The organism is Streptomyces sp. NPDC005302 (assembly GCF_040607345.1).
Classification (GTDB): domain Bacteria; phylum Actinomycetota; class Actinomycetes; order Streptomycetales; family Streptomycetaceae; genus Streptomyces.
In genome coordinates, this window is the sequence record NZ_JBEXGN010000003.1 from 313945 (window position 1) to 340754 (window position 26810).

The 26810-nt window shown below is 65.8% G+C and carries 28 protein-coding genes; 27 read left to right on the plus strand and 1 reads right to left on the minus strand.

Translation table 11 applies throughout. From position 1 onward, the window contains the following. Positions 1 to 26 precede the first annotated feature (26 nt). Positions 27 to 1253, plus strand: a complete 1227-nt coding sequence (locus ABZT74_RS05930) for a hypothetical protein (protein ID WP_356433515.1) — start codon at positions 27 to 29, stop codon at positions 1251 to 1253. Positions 1254 to 1302: 49 nt separating this feature from the next. On the opposite strand, the gene ABZT74_RS05935 is transcribed toward ABZT74_RS05930, so the two are convergent. Further along, positions 1303 to 1557: a hypothetical protein gene (locus tag ABZT74_RS05935; RefSeq protein ID WP_356433516.1), complete on the minus strand. Its 255-nt coding sequence runs from the start codon at positions 1555 to 1557 to the stop codon at positions 1303 to 1305. Between the two features lie 649 nt (positions 1558 to 2206). Between ABZT74_RS05935 and ABZT74_RS05940 the strand changes: the two genes are divergently transcribed. The 26 genes from ABZT74_RS05940 to ABZT74_RS06065 all read left to right on the plus strand — a co-directional run bounded on the left by ABZT74_RS05940 (position 2207) and on the right by ABZT74_RS06065 (position 26798). Then, a complete protein-coding gene (locus ABZT74_RS05940; protein ID WP_356433517.1) occupies positions 2207 to 2458 on the plus strand; it encodes a hypothetical protein in 252 nt (83 codons plus the stop codon). Between the two features lie 317 nt (positions 2459 to 2775). Beyond that, a complete protein-coding gene (locus ABZT74_RS05945) occupies positions 2776 to 3330 on the plus strand; it encodes a bifunctional DNA primase/polymerase (protein WP_356433648.1) in 555 nt (184 codons plus the stop codon). A gap of 45 nt (positions 3331 to 3375) precedes the next feature. After that, a complete protein-coding gene (locus ABZT74_RS05950) occupies positions 3376 to 3558 on the plus strand; it encodes a hypothetical protein (protein WP_356433518.1) in 183 nt (60 codons plus the stop codon). A gap of 71 nt (positions 3559 to 3629) precedes the next feature. After that, a complete protein-coding gene (locus ABZT74_RS05955) occupies positions 3630 to 4016 on the plus strand; it encodes a hypothetical protein (protein ID WP_356433519.1) in 387 nt (128 codons plus the stop codon). An 80-nt stretch (positions 4017 to 4096) separates the two neighbouring features. Then, complete coding sequence (locus ABZT74_RS05960) at positions 4097 to 5734, plus strand: terminase (protein ID WP_356433520.1); 1638 nt, start codon at positions 4097 to 4099, stop codon at positions 5732 to 5734. A 12-nt stretch (positions 5735 to 5746) separates the two neighbouring features. Continuing rightward, entirely contained in the window at positions 5747 to 7267 is a 1521-nt protein-coding gene (locus ABZT74_RS05965; RefSeq protein ID WP_356433521.1) for a phage portal protein, read from the plus strand. A 97-nt stretch (positions 7268 to 7364) separates the two neighbouring features. Then, a complete protein-coding gene (locus ABZT74_RS05970) occupies positions 7365 to 8057 on the plus strand; it encodes a hypothetical protein (RefSeq protein WP_356433522.1) in 693 nt (230 codons plus the stop codon). A gap of 41 nt (positions 8058 to 8098) precedes the next feature. Continuing rightward, a complete protein-coding gene (locus tag ABZT74_RS05975; RefSeq protein WP_356433523.1) occupies positions 8099 to 8731 on the plus strand; it encodes a hypothetical protein in 633 nt (210 codons plus the stop codon). 21 nt (positions 8732 to 8752) lie between these two features. Further along, positions 8753 to 9151: a head decoration protein gene (locus tag ABZT74_RS05980; protein WP_356433524.1), complete on the plus strand. Its 399-nt coding sequence runs from the start codon at positions 8753 to 8755 to the stop codon at positions 9149 to 9151. A 16-nt stretch (positions 9152 to 9167) separates the two neighbouring features. After that, the gene (locus tag ABZT74_RS05985; protein ID WP_356433525.1) at positions 9168 to 10184 is read left to right on the plus strand and encodes a major capsid protein; all 1017 of its coding nucleotides are present in this window, start codon (positions 9168 to 9170) and stop codon (positions 10182 to 10184) included. 399 nt (positions 10185 to 10583) lie between these two features. Further along, complete coding sequence (locus ABZT74_RS05990; protein WP_356433526.1) at positions 10584 to 10802, plus strand: hypothetical protein; 219 nt, start codon at positions 10584 to 10586, stop codon at positions 10800 to 10802. A gap of 17 nt (positions 10803 to 10819) precedes the next feature. Further along, positions 10820 to 11152: a hypothetical protein gene (locus ABZT74_RS05995; RefSeq protein WP_356433527.1), complete on the plus strand. Its 333-nt coding sequence runs from the start codon at positions 10820 to 10822 to the stop codon at positions 11150 to 11152. Continuing rightward, positions 11152 to 11511, plus strand: coding sequence for a hypothetical protein (locus ABZT74_RS06000; protein ID WP_356433528.1), 360 nt, complete (start codon positions 11152 to 11154; stop codon positions 11509 to 11511). Before ABZT74_RS05995 ends, ABZT74_RS06000 begins: the two co-directional genes overlap by 1 nt. Continuing rightward, positions 11504 to 11869, plus strand: coding sequence for a hypothetical protein (locus tag ABZT74_RS06005; protein ID WP_356433529.1), 366 nt, complete (start codon positions 11504 to 11506; stop codon positions 11867 to 11869). The genes ABZT74_RS06000 and ABZT74_RS06005 overlap by 8 nt, the downstream gene beginning before the upstream one ends. Before the next feature lie 63 nt (positions 11870 to 11932). Then, complete coding sequence (locus tag ABZT74_RS06010; RefSeq protein WP_356433530.1) at positions 11933 to 12523, plus strand: phage tail protein; 591 nt, start codon at positions 11933 to 11935, stop codon at positions 12521 to 12523. A gap of 117 nt (positions 12524 to 12640) precedes the next feature. Next, positions 12641 to 12967 (plus strand): hypothetical protein, encoded by a 327-nt coding sequence (locus tag ABZT74_RS06015; protein WP_356433531.1) that lies wholly within the window; start codon positions 12641 to 12643, stop codon positions 12965 to 12967. Between the two features lie 406 nt (positions 12968 to 13373). Then, a complete protein-coding gene (locus ABZT74_RS06020; RefSeq protein ID WP_356433532.1) occupies positions 13374 to 18488 on the plus strand; it encodes a peptidoglycan DD-metalloendopeptidase family protein in 5115 nt (1704 codons plus the stop codon). Between the two features lies 1 nt (position 18489). After that, a complete protein-coding gene (locus ABZT74_RS06025; protein WP_356433533.1) occupies positions 18490 to 18669 on the plus strand; it encodes a hypothetical protein in 180 nt (59 codons plus the stop codon). Further along, the gene (locus tag ABZT74_RS06030; protein ID WP_356433534.1) at positions 18669 to 20861 is read left to right on the plus strand and encodes a hypothetical protein; all 2193 of its coding nucleotides are present in this window, start codon (positions 18669 to 18671) and stop codon (positions 20859 to 20861) included. The genes ABZT74_RS06025 and ABZT74_RS06030 overlap by 1 nt, the downstream gene beginning before the upstream one ends. Positions 20862 to 20925: 64 nt before the next feature. After that, positions 20926 to 21984: a DUF5047 domain-containing protein gene (locus ABZT74_RS06035; RefSeq protein WP_356433535.1), complete on the plus strand. Its 1059-nt coding sequence runs from the start codon at positions 20926 to 20928 to the stop codon at positions 21982 to 21984. Beyond that, entirely contained in the window at positions 21981 to 22235 is a 255-nt protein-coding gene (locus tag ABZT74_RS06040; protein WP_356433536.1) for a hypothetical protein, read from the plus strand. The genes ABZT74_RS06035 and ABZT74_RS06040 overlap by 4 nt, the downstream gene beginning before the upstream one ends. A gap of 33 nt (positions 22236 to 22268) precedes the next feature. Next, a complete protein-coding gene (locus ABZT74_RS06045) occupies positions 22269 to 22874 on the plus strand; it encodes a hypothetical protein (RefSeq protein WP_356433537.1) in 606 nt (201 codons plus the stop codon). A 68-nt stretch (positions 22875 to 22942) separates the two neighbouring features. After that, complete coding sequence (locus ABZT74_RS06050; protein ID WP_356433538.1) at positions 22943 to 24007, plus strand: LysM peptidoglycan-binding domain-containing protein; 1065 nt, start codon at positions 22943 to 22945, stop codon at positions 24005 to 24007. Next, positions 24004 to 24309, plus strand: a complete 306-nt coding sequence (locus ABZT74_RS06055; RefSeq protein ID WP_356433539.1) for a hypothetical protein — start codon at positions 24004 to 24006, stop codon at positions 24307 to 24309. The genes ABZT74_RS06050 and ABZT74_RS06055 overlap by 4 nt, the downstream gene beginning before the upstream one ends. Beyond that, a complete protein-coding gene (locus tag ABZT74_RS06060) occupies positions 24306 to 26138 on the plus strand; it encodes an SGNH/GDSL hydrolase family protein (RefSeq protein ID WP_356433540.1) in 1833 nt (610 codons plus the stop codon). The genes ABZT74_RS06055 and ABZT74_RS06060 overlap by 4 nt, the downstream gene beginning before the upstream one ends. Positions 26139 to 26213: 75 nt before the next feature. Then, positions 26214 to 26798, plus strand: coding sequence for a hypothetical protein (locus tag ABZT74_RS06065; RefSeq protein WP_356433541.1), 585 nt, complete (start codon positions 26214 to 26216; stop codon positions 26796 to 26798). The last annotated feature ends 12 nt before the right edge of the window (positions 26799 to 26810 follow it).

Below are 26810 nucleotides of genomic sequence, written 5' to 3' on the forward strand. Positions count from 1 at the left end.
ACCCATCCATCCTGGCGGAGGACGCCATGCCTGTTGAGGTTCCTAGCGCGTCCGACGTCGACGCCATAGCCACGCGCACTGAGGCCCTGGAGAGCGCCGTCGACGCCCTGTCGAAGCGTCCCACGCCCTCTGTGGCGGCGTACATCGTCCGCCCGGAGGATTACGGCGCGCAGCCCGGCAAGGACGCCACAAAGGCTTTCCAGGCCCTCATGGAGGACGTGGACAAGCGACTGACGGCAGACGCCGGCGGAAGCGTTCCGGTGGCCACGGTGACAGTGCTCCTGACGGGCGTCTACAGCGTCTCGGACAGCATCATGCGGCCCAAGAGCGGCCGTGCGCAGGGACTCACGTTCCGGGGCCAGGGCAAGCGGACGTCAGAGATCGTCATGACTGGCACGGCGCCGCTCCTCGTCAACACTGACCGTTGGATGGGCGTCCGCTTCTACGACGTCTCGTTCCGCTCGACGAACGCAGGCGCCTCGTTCCTCCTCAGCTCCAGCACCGGAGCGTGCCAGGACTGGAACTTCACGAACTGCGAGTGGCGCGGCTCCTGGAAGTACGGTGTCGGACTCGACGGCCCCACGGCGAGCAACTGCAACAGTGAGTTCGTCTTCGACAGGTGCACGGTCACTGGCTCGTACGACGTCGCATGGTTCTGGTCGGGGATGACGCCGGCCAACGTGCAGCAGGATCAGTTCCTCAACTACAGCTTTCGTGACTGCAAGATGGAGCCTGCATACGGTGACGTCCTCCGCTTCGACAAGGGCGGATCGATCAACGTTTCCGGCGGCTCATGGATCTTCACCGGGAAGCGGCCCAACGGCTCGCCCTCCCGGTTCGTCTACTTCCCCGCAGGCAGTCACTTCGACTCCGTCCAGAACCTCACCGTGACGGGCGTGCGCTTCGAGCCGCGGGACGAGGCGAACATGGTCATCGACTCCGCATGGAAGGGCATGATTCAGTTCGTCGGCTGCATGGACGACGCATGGGCGTTCAAGGCGTACTCAGCCGGCGACGCCTACGCCCCGCACCGCTACACGAACCCTTCCGGAGTGCGCTATCAGGGCTGCACCCTGACGGGACGCCACGCGTACGTACAGAGCGACGCTCCGTCGCGTCAGAGCATCGTCTACGACCAGTGTGCACGCACGGTGGCGACGAGGCGGACGAAGGCGGCGTTCCTGACGGTCACCGGCACGAAGGCGAGCGCTGTGAAGGTTGTCCACCGTGACGACCGGGACGGCATCGTCTAGCCCACACACAAGCCCCGCCGCGGAGGAGCGTTCCCGCGAGCGGGGCTGACTACGTTCCGGGGACGTTCGGCACGGCGCGGAAGGTGCACGTCCAGTAGCGCTGTGCGTAGCCCATCTGGAGCCGCGTTCCCTCGGTCTGTTGCTCCAGCTTCCAGCCGGCGGCTTCGACGCGGGAGATACCGAACGCAAGGCCCCCGTCCTGACGGCCCGGAATGGCGTGGATGGTGGCGACGTAGACCGTGTCGCCCCGCTTGTACGCCTTCGATGCCGCCCTGTCGACGGTGCGTCCCCCGAATATCCCCATGCCCAGAGCTTAGCCCCGCAGATGACGCCAGGGAGGCGCGATGTTCGGATGGGACTTCTACCGGTACTCCGCGTACGACGGCTTCCGTTGGGGTGTTGGCCCCGTCGGTGACGGCACATGGCGTCATGCGCGTGGCGTGGCCGTAATCCTGGCCGGCCATGGCTTCGCCCTCTTCCGCTGGACGCGGGAGGAGCGACGGTGGCTGAGGGACGTGCCTGCGTAGTGGCGTGGGAAGGCAGCACGCGAAGGCAGCGTCTCCCGAAGGACTGGCCCCGCATACGGCGCCGCATCATCCGGCGTGACAAGGGCGTCTGTACGTGGCGCTACAGCGACGACAGACAGTGCGATCTACCAGGCACAGACGTGGACCACATCGAGCCCGGAGACGACCACAGGGACGAGAACCTACGGCTCCTGTGCACGTGGCACCACGCACGCAAGAGCAGCAGTGAAGGTGGTACAGCAGCCGCCCTTACACGCGTGCGTACACACAGGCCCAAGCCCACACACCCTGCACTGGAGGACTGATGGAGCCACGCACAGAGGCACCCACGCAGGACAGCACCACGTGTAGGTGGGCGTGGTACGCAGGGCGTAGATGGGTGGACAACGGCAGCACACACCCACGTGACACGGATGGTGACGAGGCATGAGCGGTGCCCACGTGGTGCTGGAGGAGGCAGACGACACAGGCGCAGACGGCGTGATCGTCACGCGCGTGAGCGTCAATGGCGTCGACGTCGGAAAGATGGCGAAGCCTCCGAAGATCAACGTCGGTCATGATCGCGAATGTACGACGATCACGCTGACGCTCGTACCCAGCGTGCTGACGATCAAGGGTGAGCTGAGCGACGGTGATCGTCGCGAGCCTCGCGCCGGCTTCGCAGCCAAGATCGACTAGCCACGCCCCCAGGGGGGTGATCCCCTCCGGGGTGATCTCCTGACCGAAGAGGTGCTGGTCCTCTCTGTCTGTACGGGTCTGGGGGATGCCGTCATGGCGTCCGCAGGAGCCCGCAGGAGCCCGCAGGAGCCCGCTGGAGCGGCGAACGCTGGCCGGCTGGAGTGAATTCGACCCCCATCCGGGAGGCGGGCGTACAGGGCCTCGGTCGCAAGGGGATTGGAATCACCCCAGGTCACAGGCTTGAAAGTGTGACCGGCCGCATCTAGAATGGACCCATGATGAAGACGTGCGAGCACTGCACAGGGCCGATGCCGATCATGGCTCGTGCTCACGCAAAGTCGTGCTCGCCCCGGTGCCGCAAGGCACTGTCGCGTGCGAAGGCGCGCAACCCGCTCCCCGACGAGCTGACGACCCGCGCCAGGTGGATTCGTCGCTCCGCGAAGAAAGTCCCGTTGACCGTCGCCGGCATGGCGGCCTCCTCGACGGACCCGCGGACGTGGAGCACACACGCTGACGCCGTCTCCTCGACGGCTGGCGTCGGTCTGGGCTTCGTTCTCTCCGAGGACGACGACATTGTCTGTCTCGACCTGGACCACTGTCTCAACCCGCTCACTGGGCAACTCGCCCCGTGGGCCGCAGCTATCGTCCGCGACGCGGGGACCACCTACGTAGAGGTCTCCCCGTCCGGCGACGGCTTGCACATCTGGGGCCGTGCCGACGTCCGTCATGGACGGAAGCTCAGGCGTCCTGACGGTACGGCCGTGGAGATCTACGGAACCGGCCGCTACATCGCAATGACGGGGCGCCGACATGGCTCTTCCCCGTCCATCCTCGCGGACCTCTCCGCGGTGGTTTCCAAGCTGACGGCGTAGCTCCCGACATGGGCGGCTCCGGCCGTCCGACCCGGGAGGTACCCCGTGTGCTCACACCCCGACCACGAGGTCGTGACGCTCCCTGACGGCCAGGTCGACGAAACGCATGTCTTCACCGACGAGGACTGGCAGCACGTCCGGATGCTCCGCGCTGTGGACCGCACGATATGGGCTATGACGGTTGCTCGGCACGCCCACAGCTTTCCGCTGACGCTGGACGTGACCTGATGGCTGGCCGCGGACCCGCCCCCAAAGACCCCTCGAAGCGGCGCCGGCGTAACGCGGGCGAGCCGGAGACGGTGATCACGCCTGACGACGAGCTTCGCGGCCCCGAACTCCCCGCGGGAGTACTCGGGTCGGAGGACGGCGTCGACGTCGAGTGGCACGCCATGACGAAGCTGTGGTGGGACGCATGGCGCTCCAGCGCGCAGGCTCAGACCTTCGTCGACACGGACTGGCTCTTCCTGATCGACACCGCGCTCATGCATCACACGATGTGGGCGAAGGGCCGATGGGAGTTCGCATCCGAAGTACGCCTCAGAGCAGCCAAATTCGGCGCCACGCCGGAGGACAGGGCCCGCCTGAAGCTGAAGGTCGACGACCCCGCCACGCGCCCGCAGGCGCCCGTACAGAGCCCCGGCAACGTCTCTGACATCAACAGCCGCAGGGCTCGACTCACAGGTTAGGAGACCGGATGCCGCGCGCTCTTGTGCGCGCTCCCGGTCACGACCGCTCCCGCTCTCTCGGGTGGATGGCGGTCGCATGGATGGAGTACTTCGTCGTGCACGGCCCTGGCGACGTCCAGGGCATGCCGGTGAAGCACGGTGACGAGTACACAGGCTTCGTCGTCGACTGCTACGCGCTCGACGTCGACGGCCGGCGCCTCTACGACTCCGGATTCTTCTCCCGCCCGAAGGGCTGCGACAAGTCCGGACTAGGCGCGCGACTCGGTCTCTTCGAAGGTCTCGGCCCATGCCGTTTCGACGGTTGGGCCGAAGGCGGGGAGGTCTACCGCGACCCGTGGGGCCTGGGCTTCGAGTACGTCTACGAGGCCGGCGAGCCCATGGGCCGTCCCGTTTCCGTGCCGTACATCCGGATCATGGCCACTGAAGAGGGCCAGACCGGAAACGTCTACGACACCATCTATTACAACCTGACCGATGATGACGCGCTCCTCAGCCACGTACCGGGCATCGACCCGGGACTGACAAAAATCAACCTCCCTGACGGCGGAGAGATCACGCCGTCAACTGCCTCGTCCTCCTCGAAGGACGGCGGTAAGGAAACGTGGGTCTGCTTCGACGAAACCCACCTCTACAACACGCCTGAACTGCGGCGCATGTACGCCACGGTGACGCGTAATCTCCGCAAGCGTAAGCGGCTCGCGGAGCCCTGGTTCCTCGAAACCACGACGATGTTCGCCCCGGGGCAAGACTCCGTGGCGGAACGCACCTACGAGGAAGCGGAGTCCATCCGCGAGGGTCGTAAGAAGCGCGGTCGCGCGCGACTGATGTACGACCACCGGTACGGCGAATGCGCAGACCTCAAGAACGAGGCCGCGCTCCGTGCAGCCATCATCGACGCCTATGGCGACGCCATGGAGTGGATGGATCTTGACTCCCTCGTCGACGACTTCTACGACACCCGCAACGACTCCGCGGACGGCAAGCGGTACTTCCTGAACTCCCGCACCGTCGCCTCTGACGCGTGGATGGACCCCGACGCATGGGGCCTGTGCCGGCGCGCAGAGGAGCTAGCGGAGGGCGACCTCGTCACGCTGGGCTTCGACGGTTCCATCCGGGACGACGCCACGGCGCTTACTGCGTGCCGCGTGTCCGACGGACATCTCCAGCTCCTCGGAGTGTGGGAGAAGCCCGAAGGCCCCGAAGGCGAAGACTGGCAAGTCGACCGCGTGGCCGTGGACGCAGCCGTCGCGCGTGCCTTCGACCGATACGACGTCTGCGGCTTCTACTGCGACCCGCCGCACTGGCAGGACTACGTGGACGCCTGGACTGCGGCGCATGGTGAGGGCCTTCAGGTCCGTGCCACGCAGGCGCGCCCCATGGAGTGGTGGACCAACCGTCCCTCCCACATGGAGACCGCGCTCGACCGCTTCCACGAGGCCGTAGAGGACAAGGGGCTCTCGCACGCGTCGACGAACGACGTCGACGAGGCATCCCGCCCCGCTTTCGTTCTCGGAGCCTCCCTGACGCGCCACGTCGTGAACGCGTTCCGGAAGCCAATGGGCCGAAACCACATGGGCATTGCTAAGCAGCATCCCAAGTCGCCAAAGAAGATCGACGCCGCCATGAGCGCCGTACTCGCCTACGAGTGCCGCGCGGACGCCGTCGCCGCAGGAATCACGAAGCGCAAAAAGCGCTCCAACCGACTCGTAGCCTTCTAGGGAGGTCCGTAAGTGCCTATCGATGCTTCGAAGGTGGAGTCTCCCGGGTGGTGGCTTCAACGGCTCGGTAAGAAGCTGCTCGACGAGGTGGACGACGCCGTTGACGCTGACGGTGAGACGGAGCCAGGACTCGAAACCCTCCGCCGCTTCGCTGAGAACAAGGCGCCGCTACCGAAGGTGCCCGGTGTCGACCCCCGCGAGGCTCGCGATTGGATGCGGGACGCTCGAACCAACTGGACGAGCCTCGTCATCGACTCCCCAGTCGAGCGCATGCACGTCGACGGCTTCCGCTTCGGCACACCGGACTCGAACGCGAAGGACGCCACCAAGGGTGACAGCGACGCTAACCGGGTCTGGCAGGAGAACGCGCTCGACGCTGACGCCGACCTGATCCACTATGGCGCCCTCTCGCAGCGTCGCTCCTTCGCGCTCGTCGAGCGAGGGGACGACGGTCGGCCCGTCATCACGCACGAGACTCCCCGTCAGGTGGCCGTCGAGCACGAGCAGGGCAACCGCCGGCGGCTCGCCGCAGGGCTGAAACTGTGGCGCGACGACTGGACCGGAGACACCCGAGCGACGCTGTGGACGCCGGAGAAGATCTACGACTTCGTCACGAAGACACAGCGCCCGCAGTTCTCCGGCTCCGCCGCGAGCCTTCGGAGCTGGGACGCCTTCACACTGCCCAACACGGCGGACGGAGAGCGCGCGAACGACCTGGACATGGTCCCGCTCGTCCCCTTCATCAACCGTCGCAACCGGCGGATCAGTGGCTTCGCGGAGCACGAAGACGTGCTCACGATTCAGAACCGGATCAACCTCTCCCTGATCAACCTGATTGCGGCGATGAAGTACGGCGCCTTCAGGCAGCGCTACGCCTCCGGCCTGGAGGTCGACGAGGACCCGATCACCGGCCAGAAGCTCCAGCCGTACAAGCTGGACATCAAGAGCTTGTGGACGAGCGGCGACCCTGAGACGAAGTTCGGCGAATTCGCCGCGACGGACCTGAAGCCGTACGTCTCCGCGGTTCAGGCGGCCGTGCAGGATCTCGCAGCCATCAGCCGCACGCCCCCGCACTACCTCATTGGCGCGGTGGTCAACGTCAGCGGCGACGCTCTGAAGGCCGCGGAAACCGGCCTGATCAGCAAGGTTCGCGACAGGCAACGCACCTTCGGTGAGTCGTGGGAACAGACCATGCGACTCGCGTTCCGCGTCCTGGGCGACGAGGCGAAGGCGACGGCGTTCCACGCTGAAACCATCTGGCGTGACCCCGAGTCGCGCAGTGTCTCCGAGCTTGCCGACGCAGCCGTAAAGAAGGAAGCCGCCGGAGTCCCGTGGCGTCAGCGCATGGAAGACATGGGCTACACGCCGACGCAGATTGCGCGCATGGAGGTCGACAGAGCCGAAGACGCGATCAACGCGCAGGCGGTTGCCGACGCTACGGCGCCCAAGGTGACGAACCTTGACGACGCCCGCGCTAAGCGTGATCAGCGCCCGGTGATCGGACGGGGTGACAGTGACCCTGTCGCGGCTTGACCGTCAGTACGGTTCCGCGGTCCGTAGCGTCTGGGGAAGTGTCCTCGGGCGCACGGGCTCGGCATTCACCGGGCTCGGGTCCTGGCGTGACGCGGACGTGAAGAGCTTCCAGCGACGCACACTCCCGATGATTCTCGCCGGCGAGCGCCAGATAGCGAAGCTCACCTCGTCCTACCTTCAGCAGCTCTACAAGGAAGTGGACGCGAGCGCCGGGCGCGTAGCGCTCGACCTGGACGCCGTGACGGGCACTGCGCTCCGCGGCGTCGACCCGGTGGAGGTCTACGAGCGGCCGTTCAAGACGGTATGGACGGCGCTCGGCAACGGCGATCCCCTTGACGTCGCCGTTGACCAGGGCTCGCACCGGCTAGAGACGATCCTTAAGACGGACCTCCAGCTAGCCCGGACGCACACCGTGCGCGACGTGAGCGACGACCTGCCCAAGTTCGAGTACACCGTTCGCGAGCTTCAGGGCGAATACGACTGCGCACTCTGCATGATCGCGGCCACTCAGCGCTACCACAAGAAAGATCTAGCCCCGATCCATCCCGGATGTGACTGCCTCGTGAAGACGGTCACCGCGGACTACGACCCGGGCCAGGTCATCGACGAGGCGCGACTAGAGCAGATCCACGACGCGGTAGAGGCGGCCATCGGCACCTTCGACCGCGGAGGCCGCGCCGTCGATTACCGAAAGATCATCGTCGCCAACGACCACGGCGAGATAGGGCCCGTTCTGGGCTACCGGGGCCAACGCTTCACCGGCCCTGACGACATCAACCTCCCGACCTGACGCCCGACATGGGCGGACGACTCCCGACAGGGGAACCAAACATGCCTCGTCGCACTCTCGCGCGCCGTAACGCCCTCCTGACGCTCGCCCACGAGCCCTGGACCCTCTTCGAGGACGACCCCAACGCAGGTGGCGGGGGCGGAGGTGGTGGCGCTCCGAAGCTGAACGAACACGGCTTCCCGGACAACACTCCGACGGCAGAGATGACGCCGGAACATCAGGTGGCCTACTGGCGCCATCACGCCCGCAAGCACGAGGCGCGCGCCAACGCTGTCCCCGACGCCGCGGAGCTGGAGCGCCTGCGCAAGGCGGACGAGGCCCTGAAGGCGCGAGAGGCCGCGGACCTCACTGAGACACAGCGACTCCAGAAGGAGCGCGACGACGCTGCGGCACTCGCCGCGACCAACGCGGCTGCGGCTGCGACGGCTACCGCGGAGCTTCTGAAGCTCCAGGTGATCGGTGAAAAGCAGCTCACCCCCGCGCATGCGGCGTTCCTCACCGGTACCACCCGGGAGGAGCTGGAAGCCAGCGCTGACGCACTGAAGGCGCTCTCAGCTCCGGCCGGCACGCCCCCTCCGCGCTCCGGAGGCAACCGCGGGAGCGACGTCAACGGCGGGGCGAAGACCGTCACCGCCGGCGCGGACCTGTACCGCGAGCGCCACGGCAAGAACTAACCATCCCCTCTCGGAGGACACATGAACCTCGGTCTCATCACTGAGAGCTTCTCGCAGGACAAGCGGGACTGGCTCTTCAGCGACCACGGCACTGACATCGCGCTGAGCGCGACGCTGGACGTCTCCAAGTTCACGGCCGGCACCCACTACCCGGACGGCTACATCAAGAGCGGCATCCCGCTCGGCAAGATCACCACGGGCGGCAAGTACGGCCCGTACGACGACGCAGCTTCCGACGGTCGTCAGACCTGCGTCGGCTTCCTGTTCACGAGCGTGGAGGTCGTCACGCGACGGGGCGCAACGCTCCCGTCCGCGGTCGCTTCGATGCTCGTCCACTGCGCGGTGAAGGAAGCCAAGCTCCCCGTTGCCGTCGACGCCGCGGGCAAGGTCGATCTTGCCTCCCGCGTCATCTTCGTCTGAGAGGTAACCACCAACTATGCAGCTCATTGACGAGTTCGCGACTCCCGCGGAACTCACCGGCTACGCGCGTGCGGCTCTAGCGGACCGCCCGGAGAACGCGGAGACGCTCGACCGCTGGCTCCCCAACCGGACCATCAACGACCTGAGCTACCGCTTCACCCGGGGCGGAGGCGGCCTCACTGAGGCGGCCGTGTTCCGTGGCTACGACGCGTCGTCTGACGTCGGTACGCGGCCAGGTGGCGCGCGTGTGAGCGGCGAACTGCCGCCCATCTCGCGGAAGATCCCTGTCGGCGAGTACGAGCGCATCCGGCGCCGGAACGTGGACACCCAGAATGCGGAAATCCGCGACGCCATGCTCGACGATGGTGTGCGTCTCGCCCGCCAGATCGAAGCCCGTCTCGAACTCGCGCGCGGTGAGGCCCTCTTCACCGGTGGCGTCAGCCTGAACGAGAACAACGTCCAGGCGAGCGTGGACTTCGGTCGCAACGCCGCGCACAACGTGACGGCGTCGACCCCGTGGAGCACCTTCGCCACGGCCGACGCGTACGGCGACCTGTCGAACTGGCTCGACGTCTACAACACGACGAACGGCCGGCTCCCGGCGTACACGCTGATGTCCCGCACGGCCTACAACTGGCTCCGCCGGAACGTCGGTCTGACGAAGCTCGCCAACACGCAGAACCCGCCCACCGTCCTGACGCGCGACGCGCTGAACACGGTCCTCGGGGACTACGACATCCCGCCCGTCATCATCTACGACGCGCAGGTCTCCGTGAACGGCGTCGCAACGCGAGTCACGCCCGTGGACAAGATCCTGTTCCTTCCGGAGGTCGGTGACGCCGTCGGTCAGACCCTCTGGGGTGTGCCCGTGGAGGCGGACGACCCGCGCTACGGTCTGGCGGGCTCGGAGGCCGGCATCGCCGTTGGCTCCTACAAGAGCGAGGACCCACAGACCGTGTGGACCCGCGCAACGGCCATCGCGCTCCCCGTCGTCGCTGCGCCTGACCTCACCTTCCAGGCCGACGTACTCTGATCCGAAACGCGAGGCACTAACGCATGGCAACCCTGGCAACGAACGTCCACGTGACGGACGCCGAGGGCACCGCCCACGTGTTCGGCCCTGCGGACGAGGTCCCGGAATGGGCGCAGTCGCTCATCACGAACCCGAAGGCATGGGCGGAGGCTCCGACGAGTCGCGCTAGTCGTTTGACGGAAGTTCCGACGGCGAAGGCACCCGTGAAGCGCACCGCCCGGCGGAAGGCGGTCGCCGGTGATGCTGTTCAGTCCGGTTGAACTCCGGACACTCCTGCGGAGTCCACTCACCGACGCACAGTGCGATCTCGCGCATGACCTCACCGTAGACGCGTTCTACGGTGAGGTCGGGGACCGGCTGACGGACCCTCCGCAGCGTGGAGTGAAGAGCGTCGCAATCATGGTCGCTGCCCGCGTCCTGACGAACCCGGGCGGGCTCCGTTCCGAGCAAGCCGGCGGCATGCTCCAGTCGTATTCCGACTCGGAGACAGGCGTCGTGCTCTCGGATGACGAGCGCAAGCGGCTCCGTCGCGCCGTGGGCATGGCCTCCGGAGCGTCCTCACTGAGCATCGCTCCGGAGGACTACACCCCGGACACCACCATGTGGCAGGCGACATGAGCCTCATCACTCAGCTCATGTCGGAGACGCTCATCATCGAGCGCCCCGGTGCCCCAGTCCGTGACTCCACGGGCTCAGAGACGACGGGCCCACCGACTCAGATCACCGTCGAGTTCTGCACGATCATGAGCCCGTACGGCGTGACGGTCGGAAGCTCGACGGAGACGCACGACGCATCGACGACCGTCGAGACACGGCGCGTCTTCGCTGCCCCGCTCGGAACAGACGTCCGCTCGTCCGACCGCATTCTCCGCGGCGACGAGGTGTGGCAAGTCGTCGGGAAGCCGTTGATCTTCCCCTATACCTCCCTCGCGCGAGTGGAGGCACCCGTAGAGGAGGTCACCGGCTGATGGCATACCGCTCGAAGTACACCGGTCGGTACTCCGGTATCGGCTCGATGCTCTCGCGGCCGTGGTTGCAGCGCGCATGCCGCAATGCTGCCGTGGAGATGAAGGCAATCGCGGAGGCAGGCTCACCCGTCGGTGACCCCAAGAGCGACCCGCACCCGGGGCGCTATAAGGCATCGTTCGACGTCGTCCCCGTCTTCAAGAACGTGCCCTTCCGCGGGAAACCACGGCTCCGTGCCAGCGCCCGACTCGTGAACACCTCTCCGGAGGCGAGCATCGTCGAGCACGGAAACGGACGGACGCCGCGATACGCAGTGCTCTCGAAGGCCATCGACACGATGAAGGGTACGCACCGTGCCTGACATCGAAGCCGTACTGGCCCCGTGGGCGGAGGCCACCTTCGACGTCTTCGCCGGCGCGGAGACGCCCGCGGACCTGGAGACGCGCCTCCCCGTCATCCGTGTCGAGCGGGGCGGGGGAGTGGACGACCGCTTCGCAACGCATCCGCGCGTCTACGTCGACGTGTTCGCCGCTACGGCGGACGAGGCGCGGACGCTCGCGGCCTCCGTCCGGGACGCGCTCCTGTTCCTCCGCGGACCTGTCAACGGCGCCGTCATCCGCGACGTCCGATGCGACTCCGGCCCCTCACGGCAACCGTGGGCGAACGAGCGCGTTCACAGGCGCGGAGCCACGTACACCGTGAGCCTTCGGCCCGCGTAACCACCTGATCCTTCAGACCCGACGTCACAGACGCGCGGGTCTCTCGCATGCCCTGGAGGGCACATGGCGGACACCCGCGATGCCGATCTCACTTTCGGCGCAACTGACTACCTGATGTACCTGGCTCCGCTGGACACTGCGGCGCCTTCAACCCCCTTCGCTGACCCCGCGACTGCGTGGCACTGCCTCGGATGGGTCACGACCGACGGCGGGCTCTTCAAGATCGACGAAGAGTCGAAGGACATCGACGCGGCCGGCTCCCTGGAGCCCATCCGGACCCTGATGACCAAGTCGACGAAGAGCCTTCAGGTCACCTTCCTGGAGGGTCTGAACCCCCTCGTCAGGTCGCTCTACGACAACGTCCCCGTTGCCTCCCTGGAGCCGACGACCGGCGTCGCTTCGTACGACCTCCCCGACAAGCCCAACGACCTTCGGTACGCCTTCGTCGCGGACACGATGGACGGTGACAAGCGCATGCGTTTCTACATGCCAAACGGCAAGGTCGTGGAGCGCGGGGACGAGCAGCCGCAGACGTCGGATGTCATGTCCGTCCCGATGACCTTCAAGTTCTACAAGGGCAGCACCGGTGCGGCCGTGAAGCGCTACATCGACTACGGCGACGTGGACGTCAGCTCGTTCTTCCCGACCGGCTGACGTACGCAAGCCACTCACGAACCAGCGGGGCCCGTATCTGCGCGGGTCCGGGTCCCGCTAGCTCCACAACGACCCGCGCACATCCCCAGAACCACAAGCTGAAAGGCAGACCCGCGCATGTCTGAAACCACCACCACCCCCGCTGAGGCGCAGGAGAACGAGGCCACGGAGGCGTACTCGACGGCCGAACTCCTCGGTACCTCCCTTCGCGTGAAGAACGTGTCCGAGTGGCGCCCGTCGTACATGCGAGCCCTGCGTCAGAGCGACTTCGACACGTGGGCCGGCGGCGTCCTGCACGAGGACGACGTCGCGACCTTCGTCGACCTGGACGCGACGTTCGCGGAGATCGGTCAGTTCGTGTCCGACGCCGCAGAGGCCGCCGGAGAACCGGTGGGAAAGTCTCCCGCACGTGCGCGATCCTCGCGGAGCACGCGGAAGCGCTAGAAGCTGATATCCCGCGGTACTACCCGGGCGCGCGAGTGCTCGACGTGTACCGCGGGACGCTCTCACTGCGGACCCTCCGCATCTGGATTGCAAACCTCCCTCCGGAGAGCGCGACGAGGACAGCGATGCGGAACGCCATACCGGACGACGAAATGCAGCGCGCGACTAGCGAGGGACGGCCAGACCGGGCGCCCTGGAGCGGACCGGAAACGCTGCTTGCGCAGGTAAAGGACGAGATTCGGATACTGCGCTACACGCTGCTTTCGGTGAACGGCACACAGCCTCCCGAATTCACACCCACGCCACGCCCCGGGATTCCCCCGAAGTCCGCGCAGAAGCGAGGGCTGACAGACGAGCAGCGCCGCGCGCTTGACCCGCGGCTGAGAAATCAGACGCAGGAGGCGTGATGGCTGGCGATCTTGACATTGTCGGTGGGGCAGCGGTCGACGTTGTCCCCATCGTCCCCAATTTCCACACGAAGCTGAAGGCCCTCGTTCTCCCCATCGCTGACAAGGTCGGCGAAGAGGCGGGAAAGAAGATGGGGGAGGCGATATCGAAGAACATCGTCATCTCCATCCCGCAGGCCATCAACCAGGGCGGTAAGGCCGGCGTCACGGCCGCACGGCGCCAGGGCGACAACGCCGGCGGAGCCTTCGCTAACTCCATCCGGCGCAAGCTCGAAGCCGCCTTCAAGGCCATGCCGAAGCTCGACGTCAAGTTGAGCGACACGGGCGTCGACGCCGAACTAGCTCGCATCCGGGCGAAGCTCGAACAGCTCTCCAACAAGCGCGTTGGCGTGGACATCGACGTCGCGACGGCTGAGGCGGAGATTACCCGCCTGGAGGCGCAGCTCCGCGAACTGGGGGCGCAGCACCCGAACGTGGCCGTCCGCGCCGACACGGCGACGGCCCGTGCGGCACTTGCACAGATCCGCGCGGAGATTGCCTCCATCGGTGGGCGGAAGACAATCGCCCTGGAGGTGGACGGCTCCTTCGGCGCGAAGCTCCGTGCCGTCGTGGCGGAGGCGCAGGCATCTCTCCCAGACATCAACGTCGACGCAGACACAACGCCGGCGCGTGCTGAAGTCCAGGCACTTCGCGAGCGACTCGCGGCGCTGTCTGACGTCCGCGTGGGAATCGACATCGACGCCGCTACGGCGCTCGCCGAAGTCGAAGCCATCCAAACGCGGCTGGAAGTCCTGTCGATTCAGCACCACGACATCGACGTCCGCGTCGACGCCGCGCGAGCGGCTGCGGAGCTTGCAGCACTGCGGGCCGAAGCGGACAGCATCAAGGTATTCCGGATCAAGGCTCTGGCCGACACCTCCGGAGCCTCGTCCGCGCTCATGGGGCTCGGTATCCAGATGGCTGCTCTCGTGGCTATCCCTCTGGGGCCCGTCCTGGCCGCGGGACTTGGAGCCGTCGTATCCGCAGCAACAGCCGCAGGAGCCGGCGTAGGTGTCGTGGCACTGGCCGCGATTCCCGCTATCAAGGGCGTCACGGAAGCCATCACAGCGAAGTCCGCCGCGGAGAAGGAAGCGGCCTCCGCGACGAGCAATGCCGCAGCCGCCAACGTGAAAGCCTCGCAACAGGCTCTCCAGATGGCCGGCGCACAGCAAGCTCTCACCTCCGCGCACCGCAACGCCGCACGCGCTATCGCGCAGGCCAACCGGCAGATATCTGACGCGGAACGCTCCGTCGCACAGGCGACTCAGCGTGCCGCAGACCAGCGACGCGAGTCAGCTGAATCCGTCGCTCGCGCGGAGCGGTCCCTCGCAGACGCTCAGCGCTCGGCACGGGAGGCTGAGCAGAACCTCACGCAGGCGCGCAAGGACGCCGCACAGCAACTTGCCGACCTAAACGACCAGCTTGAACAGGGTCAACTAAACCAGCGCGACGCCACACTTCGCGTGAAGGAGGCGGCGCAGGATCTCGCCTCCGTCCAGGCTCAGTACGACGTCGGCGCCGCAACTGACCTCCAGCTAGAGCGCGCTCAGCTTGCCTATGACCAATCGGTCGAAGCGGCCAAGCAGCAAAAGAAGGACAACGACGAGCTAGTCAAGTCCGCGGCGGAGGCAAAGAAGGCCGGAGTCAACGGCAACGCGGAGGTTAAGCGCGCCGCGGAGCAGCTCGCCGACGCTCAGCGCAACGTCCTCGACCAGACGAAGGCCGTGGCCGACGCTCAGCGGGAAGCCGCTCGCGCGCAGGTCGACGCCGCACAGGCCGTCGTTGACGCGCAGCGTGGTCTCTCCGACGCCGTGGCTTCGTCCGCAGACGCTCAGGTTCAGGCCGCGGAGTCTGTGGCCTCCGCTGAACGAGGCGTAGCGTCGGCTCGCCTGTCGGGCATCGACACCACGGTCAAGGCCGTGACGAAGGCGGACGAGTACCGCAAGGCACTCGCGAAGCTTACGCCGGAACAGCGCAGCCTCTATGACTCCATCGCCGGCCCGAAGGGGCTGACGTCGGCGTTCAAGGCGTGGAGCAAGGAACTTCAGCCGGACGTCCTCCCGCTCTTCACGCGCGGGGTGAACAGTGCGAAGAACTCGCTCCCGGGTCTGGCGCCACTCGTCAAGACCTCCGCGGACGCCATCGGACAACTGATGGACCGCGCGGGTGCGCAGCTCAAAACGCCGTTCTGGAAGGACTTCAAAAAGGACATCACGGAGAGTGCGGAGCCGGCAATCGTCGGGCTCGGCGTCTCCTTCGGGAACGTCTTCAAGGGCATCGCGGGAATCATCGACGCTTTCCTTCCGCACATGGACGGCATCGCAGCGACGATGGAGCGCATCACCGGGCGCTTTGCCGACTGGGGGAAGAACCTGAAGGGCTCCCCGGAGTTCGAGCACTTCCTCCAGTACGTCAAGGACACCTCACCGGGCCTCGCGGAATTCCTCGGGGACCTGATGAAGGCGGCGCTCGACGTAGCGCAGGCCATCGCGCCACTGAGTAGCCTGATGTTCGACGTCTTCGGCCCCGTCCTAGACGGCCTGTCGTGGCTTTCCGAGCATGCCCCCGGAGTTATCCAGATCCTTTGGGGACTCTACGCGGTAAACAAAGCAATCCGAATTGGGATGGCTGCGTTCGCGATAGCCATGCATCTCTACGAGATTGCCATCGCGGGCGCGACACTCGTGACGTCCGGTTGGGCTGTGGCACTTCAGGCGACGGGAATTGTCCCGCTGATCGAAGCAATCGTTCTCGGGGTTGCTTTGCTTGTCGTCGGCGTCATCTACGCCTACAAGCACTTCACATGGTTCCGCGTTGCCGTGGACGCAGCTTGGACCGGAATTAAATTCGCCACGCTGCTTCTCTGGGAACAAGTCCTAAAGCCCACGTTCGACGCGATCGTCATTGCCGTAAAGGGAATTGGCGCCGTATCGATCTGGCTGTGGAAGAACGCCATAAAGCCAGCCTGGGACGGGATTTCCCTCGTCCTCCGCATCGTCGCGGCCATCATCCTGACGGCAGTGATCGCGCCCCTGATCATTGGGTTTAACCTGATGGGCAAGTGGGTCACCTGGCTTTGGAAGGACATTTTCAAACCAGCCTTCGAAGACATAGGCGCTATCTCCGTATGGCTCTGGAAGAACGCGCTACAGCCGGCGTTCCAAGGGATCTGGGACCTCCTGAAGTGGCTCGGAGACAAAATTGCGTGGCTCTACACGCACATAGCGAAGCCGTACTTCCAGGGAATCGGAACGGTCGCTACCTGGCTTTGGAAGAACGGGCTGAAGCCTGTGTTCTCCGCTATCTGGGATCTCCTGAAGTGGCTCGGAGGTAAGTTCGAATGGCTGTACATCAAGGGCGTAAAGCCTCAGATTGAAGCCATCGCGATTGTCGGAAATTGGCTGTACGAGAAGGCCCTGAAGCCCGCGTTCAATAAGATCAAGGACGCTGTAGCCCTCGTGGGTCTCGCTTTCGAATTGGCCCGGAAGGCCATCGGAAAGCAGTGGAGCCAGGTCTCCGACATCGCCAAAAAGCCCGTGAACTTCATAATCGAGTGGGTTTACGAAAAGGGAATTAAGGCTGTCTGGGATAAGGTCGCTAGCTACGTCGGACTAGGGCCGCTACCGAAGGGCCCTAAACTCCTGGAGGCAGGCGGAACGGTTGGCGAAGGATGGGGCGTAGCCCGTCCGATGAAGACCAACCGCCCGACGGCAATCGTGGGCGAAGGTGACCCGCGGTATCCCGAATACGTCATTCCGACCGACCCGAAGTACCGGGATCGCGCGCTTGCACTGCACCGTGACGCGGGGAGTCAGCTCCTCGAATCCGGCGGCGTTCTCGGCGGAGCGTGGGACTGGACGAAGGACAAGGTCAGCGATGTCGTAGGTACCGGCATCGACTGGGCGAAGACAGGGGCGAACCTCCTGACGAACCCGGGCGACGTGTGGTCGAAGCTCATGCGGCCCATCCTCGGCAAGGTCAAGGACGGAATAGGTCCGCGCGGCGCTTACGGCAAGGCACTCGCGAAGTACCCGACGAAGATGGTCGGGGGCTTGAAGGACAAGATCGTCAACGCCGCTACGTCGATGCTGTTCGCCGGCGAAGGCACAGGCGGACAGTGGATCAAGCCCGTCAACGTCCCGTTCGGAACCCGCTTCGGCGTCTCCGGCCCCATGTGGTCCTCCGGGCATCACACCGGACTCGACTTCCCCGCAGCCACGGGGACGAGGGTCAACGCGGTCGACGACGGACGAGTCACCGGCGCCACAAGCGGCGGACCGTACGGCAACCACGTGACGGTCAGCCACGGTGGAGGTCTGTCCTCCCTGTACGCGCACATGTCCCGCATCCTGACGTCCGTCGGCCAGGTCGTGAAGCAGGGACAGCAGATCGGCAAGGTAGGCGCGACGGGCAACGTCACTGGCCCACACCTCCACCTGGAGGCACGGAACGGTGGACGAACCGTCGACCCAATGAAGTACCTGACGGGTGGCGGGGGCTTCGCAGCGAACGCCGTAGGCGCCGCACAGAGCTACGCGAAGAGCATCCTCTCCAACTACGGGTGGGGACAGGGTCAGTTCGGACCGCTGAAGAACCTCTGGAACGGCGAAAGTGGTTGGCGCTGGAATGCGGACAACCCGACATCGGACGCCTACGGCATCCCACAGGCCCTCCCGGGCTCGAAGATGGCCTCCGCCGGCTCCGACTGGCGGACGAACTACAAGACGCAGATCCGTTGGGGCATGGACTACATCAAGCACCGCCCCGACTACGGCAACCCTGCGGCTGCGTATTCGAAGTGGCTCTCTCGCTCGCCTCATTGGTACGACGAAGGCGGCTACCTCCCCGAGGGCCTCTCCCTCGTCGCCAACGGCACCGGCTCCCCTGAGCCTGTTTTCACAGGCACTCAGTGGGACGACATCCGCGCCGCAAAGGGCGGAGGCGGCTCGCCGACGGTCCACGCCGACGTGCGGGTCTACGTCGGAGACCGAGAGATCACGGACATCGTCCGCGTGGAGGTCGACGCACGTGAGGCGGCCACGGCCGCAGACATCAACACTGGAAGGTGGGTCTGACATGCCCGACGAGCCCGAAGAGCCCACTGGCGACGGTGAGGTCATCGAGCCGGCAACGCCCTACACGCCAGAGGTACTGGAGCCCGAAGAGCAGCCGACGCCGTCCGTCCCATTCCCGACGGACGGCGGGTCGATCTTCGACGGACCTCAGTACCCGGCGCCGGGGGAGGTCACTGAGTAGTGGCCATCACCGGCAACCTACTGTCGGCCAACGCGGAGAGCATCGAGACAGATGCCTCCGCGTGGTCGGCCCTGGTCAACGCATCGGGGCTTGCGCAGGGGACCGGCGGGACGAGCGGCTCAAAGAACCTGCTCTTCAAGAGCACGGTAGCGGGAGACACACAGATCGGGCTAACCACCCGCGTCAACGTGGTGCCAGGTACGGAGTACTGGTCATGCGCGAGCATCTTTCCGCCGGCTGTAGGCGCACAATCCCGCATTGAGGTCCGTTGGTACACGCTGGGCGGCTCCCTGATTAGCACGTCTCAGGGGCCACTCATCACCGCCCCTTCCGGGACGTGGCATCAAGTCGCCGTTGTCGGCACCGCGCCGTCGACGGCCGTGACTGCGAACGTCGTGATCCGCACGACGGGAACGGCGAGTAACCAGAACTGGTTTACGGACCGGATCTTCCTGGGACCGACGACGCAGTCAGTCGGCAACCTCCTCCCCTTCAACACGGAGACGATGGAGGTCGACACCTCCGGATGGTTCGCAGCGACGAACTGTTCCCTTGCCGTCTCGTCCGCAGCGTTCACGTGGTACCAATCGCTCCTCGTCACGGCCACGGCCGCGGGCGACGTCATGGCGCGCACTGCGCTATCGCAGGCTCCGACGGTCACGCCGGGAGTGGAGTACGCCGCATATGCGTACGTCACTCCGAGCGTGGGTGGCCTGACCCTCAAAGCACAGATCTACTGGCGTGACGCCGGCGGGACGGAGATCAGCACCTCTTCCGCCACCTGGACGCCCGCAGCCGGACAGTGGACGCGAGTTGTCGTCGTCGGCACGGCTCCGGCCGGCGCATCCGTCGCACGCATCGCAATCTCTCCGACGGCTACGGCCGCAGGACAGGCGTGGGTGGTGGACCGCGCGGTCATGGCGCCGACAAGCGCACTGATGATCTCGGGCAACCTCCTGCCGTACAACGTCAGTGACGTCGAAGTCGACACCACTGGTTGGACGGTGACCTCCGCAGCGACGAAGACGCAGACGACGGAGCAAGTCCTCGGGGGCGCCTACTCGATGAAGGTTGTCGCCACTGGCGGAGACTTCACCGTAGCGACGGCTGTCCCCGTAGACGCGACGGGCGGACTGGGATATCAGTACACCGCGTGCGTGCTGAAACCCACGAGTCGCAACTTCCTCACGCGCATGGAGTGGCTGAACTCCGCGGGCGACGTCATCCGGACCCGACTCACGTCGTGGGCTGGAGCCGCCGGAGGATGGATTGCGTGTACGACGTCGGACCTGGCGCCGGACGCAGCCGTGTCCGCCCGCCTCTCCGTCACCGTTCCTGACGCACTCGCCGGCGAGGCGTACTACTTCGACCGCGCGGAGTGGAAGTTGGGCGGGCTCACCGCTCGCGCAGTACCCGCGGGAGGAGGAGGCGCAGCTATCACGCTGCGTGGCCTGACGACGAGCGGGCCAACGTGGAAGTGGTCACTGACCCGCTCCATCTCCGGTCAGGCTCCGCAGCCCGTACGTGGCTACTCCGGTGACCTGACGTCGCAGACGATCTCTGGTGACATCGCCGTAGTCACCGACTACGAGGCGCCGCTAGGCGTCCCCGTGCAGTGGCGCGTATCGATCCAAAATCCATCGGGTGTCGGACTCCTCACCTACACATCCGACGTGCTCACGCTCGACGCAGAGACCACGGACGTGTGGCTTAAGGACCCGGGCAACCCCTCGAAGTCCCTGCGCGCCACGGTCGCAACGCCCATGCCGACCTGGACCCGCCCCGCTCGTCAGGGCGTGAGCCAGGTTCATGGGCGTGTGCTCCCCGTTGTCATCAACGACGTCCGGGGAGGACTCACCGGGACTCTGAACCTCGTCACGCAGACCGACGACGAGGTAGCGGCCCTGTGGTGGGTGCTCGAATCCGGCGCACCCCTTCTCCTCCAGTGGCCTCCCGGATGGGGCCAGCGGGACATGTACGTCTCCGTTGGCGACGTCTCGGAGGCGCCTGTCGTCGAGTACGCAGCCTTCCGCGATCAGGTGTGGGCGCTCCCACTCACCGAGGTTGACCGTCCCATCGGGGGCGTCACCGGAAGCGCTGACCGGACCTGGCAGACCGTCAAGGACGCCGGCTCCTCGTGGTCCGAAGTGCTCGCGAACGCGACAACATGGCTCGACGTCTACACCGGCTGACAGGAGGCCGACGATTTACCCAATCTCCGCCGGCTTCCGCGCGGCCCTGGCTACCTCACACACGATGGTGGCCAGGGTCGACGCCTTCTACTCCGGCACGCTCAGACTGGCAAACCTCCCGGTCACTGACGGCGCCGTCACGGTGGACCGGGGGAGCAAGACACGACGCTCCCTCTCCCTGACGATTGCCGACCCGAAGTACCTCCCATGGAACGCGCTCGACCCGCTAGCGGTTTACGGGCAGCAGCTAGTCGTCTCCCGCGGCATCCGGTTTTCCAACGGCGCCGTGGAGTCGGTCCCGCTCGGGACGTTCCGCATCAACGAACCGACCGGCGACGTTCACGCGGGCCCCATCACCCTGACGGGGACGTCGATGGAATCGGCTCTGATCGACGACAAGTTTCAGGGGCCGACGTCAACGCGCGGCTATGGCGGTTGCATTGAGGCAATCACGTTCCTCATTCGGCAAACGCTCCCCGACTCGGTAATCGTCAACCTCACGGCTGACGAACGCAACCCACTGTGCGCGGTTGCCGTTTGGGACGGAGGCGCGGACCGTTGGGACGCCGTTACGCAGATCGCAACATCAATGCAAGCGGAGATCTACGTCGACGCTCAAAACCGATTCGTCATTACCGATCTGCCTGACGTCGTAAACGGCTCCGTTGCGTGGGACATCGCGGAGGGAGAGGGAGGAACGCTCATCTCCTCCGCCCGAACGATGTCACGAACGGCCGTTTACAACGCCGTTGTGGCGTCCGGGGAAAACACCGCACTGGGCAATATCCCCGTGAGCGCCGTTGCCGTGGACGACGACCCTTCAAGCCCCACGCTATTCGGTGGCCCATTCGGCAAGGTGACTAAGTCGATCTCCTCGTCACTGTGGACGACTACGGGCGCATGTCAGGCGGCTGCGAATTACGCGCTGTACGACGCCGTGGCCCCGAATATCCAAGCCTCCATTGCCTCGCTCCCGAACCCCGCACTCGAAGGGAATGACATCGTGCGCGTCACCCACGTCGGACGCAAGCAGCGCTTTCTAGTGCAAGCAGTCTCGGTCCCCCTGATCGCAGAAGGCTCCTTCTCCATCAGCCTGCGGGGCGGGAAGGACGAGACCCCATGAGGCTGACGAAAGCCCTGGCAGACGCCGTGCAGATGGCCGCTCAGCGGGCCGTGGAACAGCGCGCCTCAGCGTGGTTCCTGGCCTCCGTGACGGCTGTCAACTCCGGCGGGACGGTCGACATTTCGACGGCTCGCGGTCCCGTCCTGGCGGTCCGCCGGCTCAAGAGCTATTCCGCCCCAGCGGTGGGCGACGTCATCAAAGTCTCACGTAACGCGGACGGCAATTGGGTTGTTGACGGCGCGCTTGCGTAGCAATTCAATTCCCCGACGTAGGAGGAGGCGCTAATGCCGAAGAATGACAGCTATTCCCAGGGCGTGCAGACGCCCGTACTGGGCGACTCTCCGGACATCGAAGTTGCACTGTCAACGCTCGCAGCGGGCATCGTTCCGAAGACCATCATGCGTTTCGCGGACGCCAACGCACGTGCCGCAGCGTTGACCGGGACAACGAAGCCTGTTCCCGGAATGGTCACGTACCTAATCGCGGAAGACCGCTACGACGGTCGAATGGGCGACGGAACATGGCAGGCGTTGACGCCGGGCAACTGGCAACCGATCACGACCAACACGGGCGTTGCGGCGCAGTCGGGCTCTCCCGGATATCGCGTCATCAACGGAATCGTTCATCTCCGCGGGAGATTCCGGAGGACGAACAACGGTCAGTTCGCAACGGGAACTGACTGGAGCATCGCAACGCTTCCATCCGCGATCCGCCCGGAAACGGATCAGTACTGGGTGACGCCCGTCGAGATCGGCGCCGGCATCTACTACGGCCGGACACAGCTCAACTACGACACTGGCCTGATCATCGTGCAAACGCCGCCCGGTGCCACGTCGACGAGCAACGGGTTGCACTGGACCGGAATCGACGGCCTGAGCTACAGCCTCTGACGCACACCGCAAGACATTCACGCCTCGCAGCAGCGGGGCGCTTTTTCATGCCCTGGAGGGGATCACCTATGGGTGAGATTTGGATCAAGGAAGCGGAGCGACTGGGGGACGGCTCGGTTGGCGGCGCGATGGATTCGCCGTCTGCCCCGGGTCGCGTCGTCTGGCACACCACAGAGAGCGGCCACGGGGACGCCAACTTCAAGAACGTCGGTGACTACCTGCGCACCGTCGCCTCCGAGCCGCACATCCTCTACGACCCGACGACTGACCGGCTCGGGCAGTACGGCCCGCTGAACCAGTCCGCACGGGCGCTGAAGAACGACGGGATCACGAGGACCAACCGGACGGGCAAGGTCTGCATACAGATCGAAGTCCTGGCGAAGGCATCGAACCCCTTTACGGGCTATTGGAAGCCGGGCCCCAACTTCAAGGCCCTCATGCGCGCAATCCGCTCGTGGGGCGTCCCGGACACCTTCCCCATGGGTACGCCGGCCGCGACGTCGTCCACGACGAAGCGCAACAGGACCACGTGGGCGACGAAGGGTGGCCACTACGGGCACTGCAACGTCCCCGGGAACGACCACTGGGACCCAGGCGCGATCTCGACGGCCGCGCTCTTCAAGGCGGCTCCTGTTACTCCGGCGGGTGGCGGCTCGACGTCCACCCCCTCCGCGTCGACGTACACCGTCAAGGCGGGCGACACGCTCTCCAGCATCGGGACGAAGACCGGCGTGAAGTGGGAGACGCTCGCGTCTCTCAACAGCCTCAAGAGCCCGTACACGATCAAGGTCGGCCAGGTCCTCAAGCTGAAGGCTTCGACGACCACGAAGCCGGCGACGAAGCCATCCGTCTCCGTCGCGCACCTGAACGCCGCGCGAGCGAAGGACATTCCAGCGGCCACCGGTCACACGACCTACGCCGCGGAGGTCAAGGTCGTCGAAGCTGCGCTGAAGGCGGAGGGCCACCTCGACGCGAAGTACGCGAGCGACGGCTCCTGGGGGACGACGACTGACGCCGCTTACGAGGCGTTCCGCCGGGCCCACGGCTACAAGGGCGACGAGGCGAAGGGCGCCGTCGGCCTGGAGTCCCTGAAGATCCTCGCCTCCCGCCACGCCTTTACGGCGAAGGCGTGACGCCGGAAGTCCTAGTTGCTCTGATCACGGCCGCAGGAGCGATCCTCGCGGCCGTGGTCATGGCCATTCCCGCTCTTCGTGCGCTTCAGCGGCACACGGCGGGGGCCGTGGAGGAGCAAGGGACAGCAACCCGGGAACACCTGGAGGCTCTCGGAGCCCTCCTGAACACGCGCATCAACGACGTCCGCGAAGACATCGACGTCGTCCGCGAAGACGTCGCTCGCGTACGTGAGTGGCAGGCCGGCCACGACGCGGAGCACCTTCTCATTGGCCGTCAGAGCCCACGAGGTGACACACCATGACCATGCCCGCGGGCATCGCAACCGTGACCGTGACGGGTCAGTACGTCCGTCCTGACGGCACACCCCTTAAGGGGAAGATCACTTTCAGCACCCCGGCGCTCCTGACGCTGGCCGGCGCTGACACGGTGGCCACTGGCTCCGTAACCCTGACGCTCGACACGTTGGGCATGTTCACGGTCGTGCTCGTCGCGACCGACAACCCGTCGATGCAGCCGACGGGTTGGGTCTACACGGTCACTGAGAAGTTCGACGAGTTCCCGGGCCGAACCTACGCCCTCGATCTCCCCTCGTCCGTCTCCGTCGTCCAGATTGCCGACGTCTCACCGGCGAACCCCGGACAGTTGAACTACATCCCCGTCGCAGGCCCCGCGGGAGCGGCTGGAGCTGCGGGAGCCGACGGTAAGTCCATCCTGAGCGGCCACGGCGCACCGTCGAACGGCACCGGCAACAACGGCGACTTCTGGCTCGACCTGGACGCCGTGGCCCTCTACGGACCGCGGAACAACGGCACATGGCCCGGCACTGGCGTCTCCCTGGGCGCTGGTGGCCTCTCGACCACGGTCAACGATCTGGGGACGAGGACGACGGCCCTGGAGACGTGGAAGACGGCGACAGACACGAAAGTCACGGCGAACGAGGCGGCCGTCACGGCATTCAAGCGGCGCGCCATACGCCGTGGCGGCATCGCGGACCCTGCGCTTGCCGACGCCCTGTACTCCGGCTCGGCTCCAACGATCACGACGGCGCAGTCCACGACGTCGAGCATCTCCAGCGCCGTCAAGTACACGCCCCCGCTGGTCACGCTGGCCGGCAGTGACGTCCGCGGCGACTTCCTGTTCGTGGGCGCGACGGACTTCCAGATCGGAGGGTCGGCGCCTGACACAAGCTACGCCCTCCCGACGTCGAAATATCCGCACACCTACGCGAGCGGCCAGAGCGCATGGTCCTTCGAGTTCGTGACGGACGCGGACGCCTTCGAGCTGCGCTTCAAGTACATCGGGACGTCCTCCATGTACAAGCTCACCATCGACGGCAAGGCACTCACCGCCACGCCTGTGAGCGTGGGCGGGACGACGATCGGCTCCGGCCACATGCTGAAGGTGGCGTTCGGGTCGGCGGCCCTGCGCCGTGTGAGGGTCGACCTCTTCACGGTTCCGTTCGGCGGGATCTACATCGGCCCAACCTTCCAGCTCTGGCGCCCTGTGTCGACGCGTGGACGTTTCATGGTCCTCGGGGACAGCATCACGGACGGAAGCGGCCAGAACGCCGGCCAGGGCATCGGAACGTGGCTCTACTCCGCTGCGCGGATGATGGGCATCACGGACGTGTGGGATCAGGCGCGCGGAGGGACGGGCTACATCACCCCCGGCGCCTACGCGATCTTCGGTGACCGACTCGCGGCGGACGTGACGGCCTACTCGCCCGACGTGCTGATCATCAAGGGCGGGTACAACGACAACGGCGGGAACCAGTCGAGCATTTCGACGGCTGCGGCAAGCCTTTACGCCGCAGCGAAGACGGCGCTCCCGAACACGCAGATCATCGTTGCGGGACCGCACGCTCCCACGGCTTCGCCGGCGACGTCGATCACGAACACGGACAACACGCTCCAGGCGGCTGCGACGGCCGCGGGTCTGCCGTACATCTCCCTCGTCACGGGCAACACCTACAACGGGACGGGGACGGTCGTCAGCACTCAGTCCCCCTACATCACGGCCGCCAACGTGGCGACGGCGATTGGCGTCGACGGCATCCACCCGACGGACGCGGGGCACGCGATCCTCGCGCGGTGGATGGTGCGGGCACTGGCCCCGGTTCTGCCTCTCTGAAGTTCTCGACGTCTCCGCGTCACATCGTGGCCGGATTCCCCCATTACCCCTCTGACACCAGATGGAGGAGGGGCTATGGGGAACATCGGCATCATCGGGCGGGCTCAGCACGGCAAGGACACGGCGGGGAAGTTCTTCGTCGACGGCCACGGCTACCGGCGCGTGGCACTCGCCGACCCGCTGAAGGAGGCGGCGCTCGCGCTGGACTCGCTGATCCCAGTACATGACGGCCAGTACTGGCGGTTGGCAAGCCTCGTCAGAAGTCTCGGCTGGGAGCGCATCAAGGACATGTACCCGGAGGTTCGCCGCACCCTCCAGCACCTCGGAGCCGCCATGCGCGCCGTCGACTCCGAGATCTGGCTCCGTGCCGCCCTGGCGAAGACGCAGGAGGCGAACGACGCTGGCGTCCCCGTCGTCATCACCGACGTCAGGTACCGCAACGAAGCGGAGAGCCTGAAGCGCGCCGGCTTCCACCTGATCCACATCCACCGTCCTGGAGTCCCGAAGCTCGACCACGAGTCGGAGGGGGCGTTGGGGTGGGCGGACGCGCACTTCACCGTGGTCAACAACGGCGACATCCCGCAACTGCACGGGCGGCTCGAAAGCATCTGGGGCGAGATCTACGCCCTGGAGTCCGCCCGCCACCTGGCCCGTATCTAACGAAAGGCACTC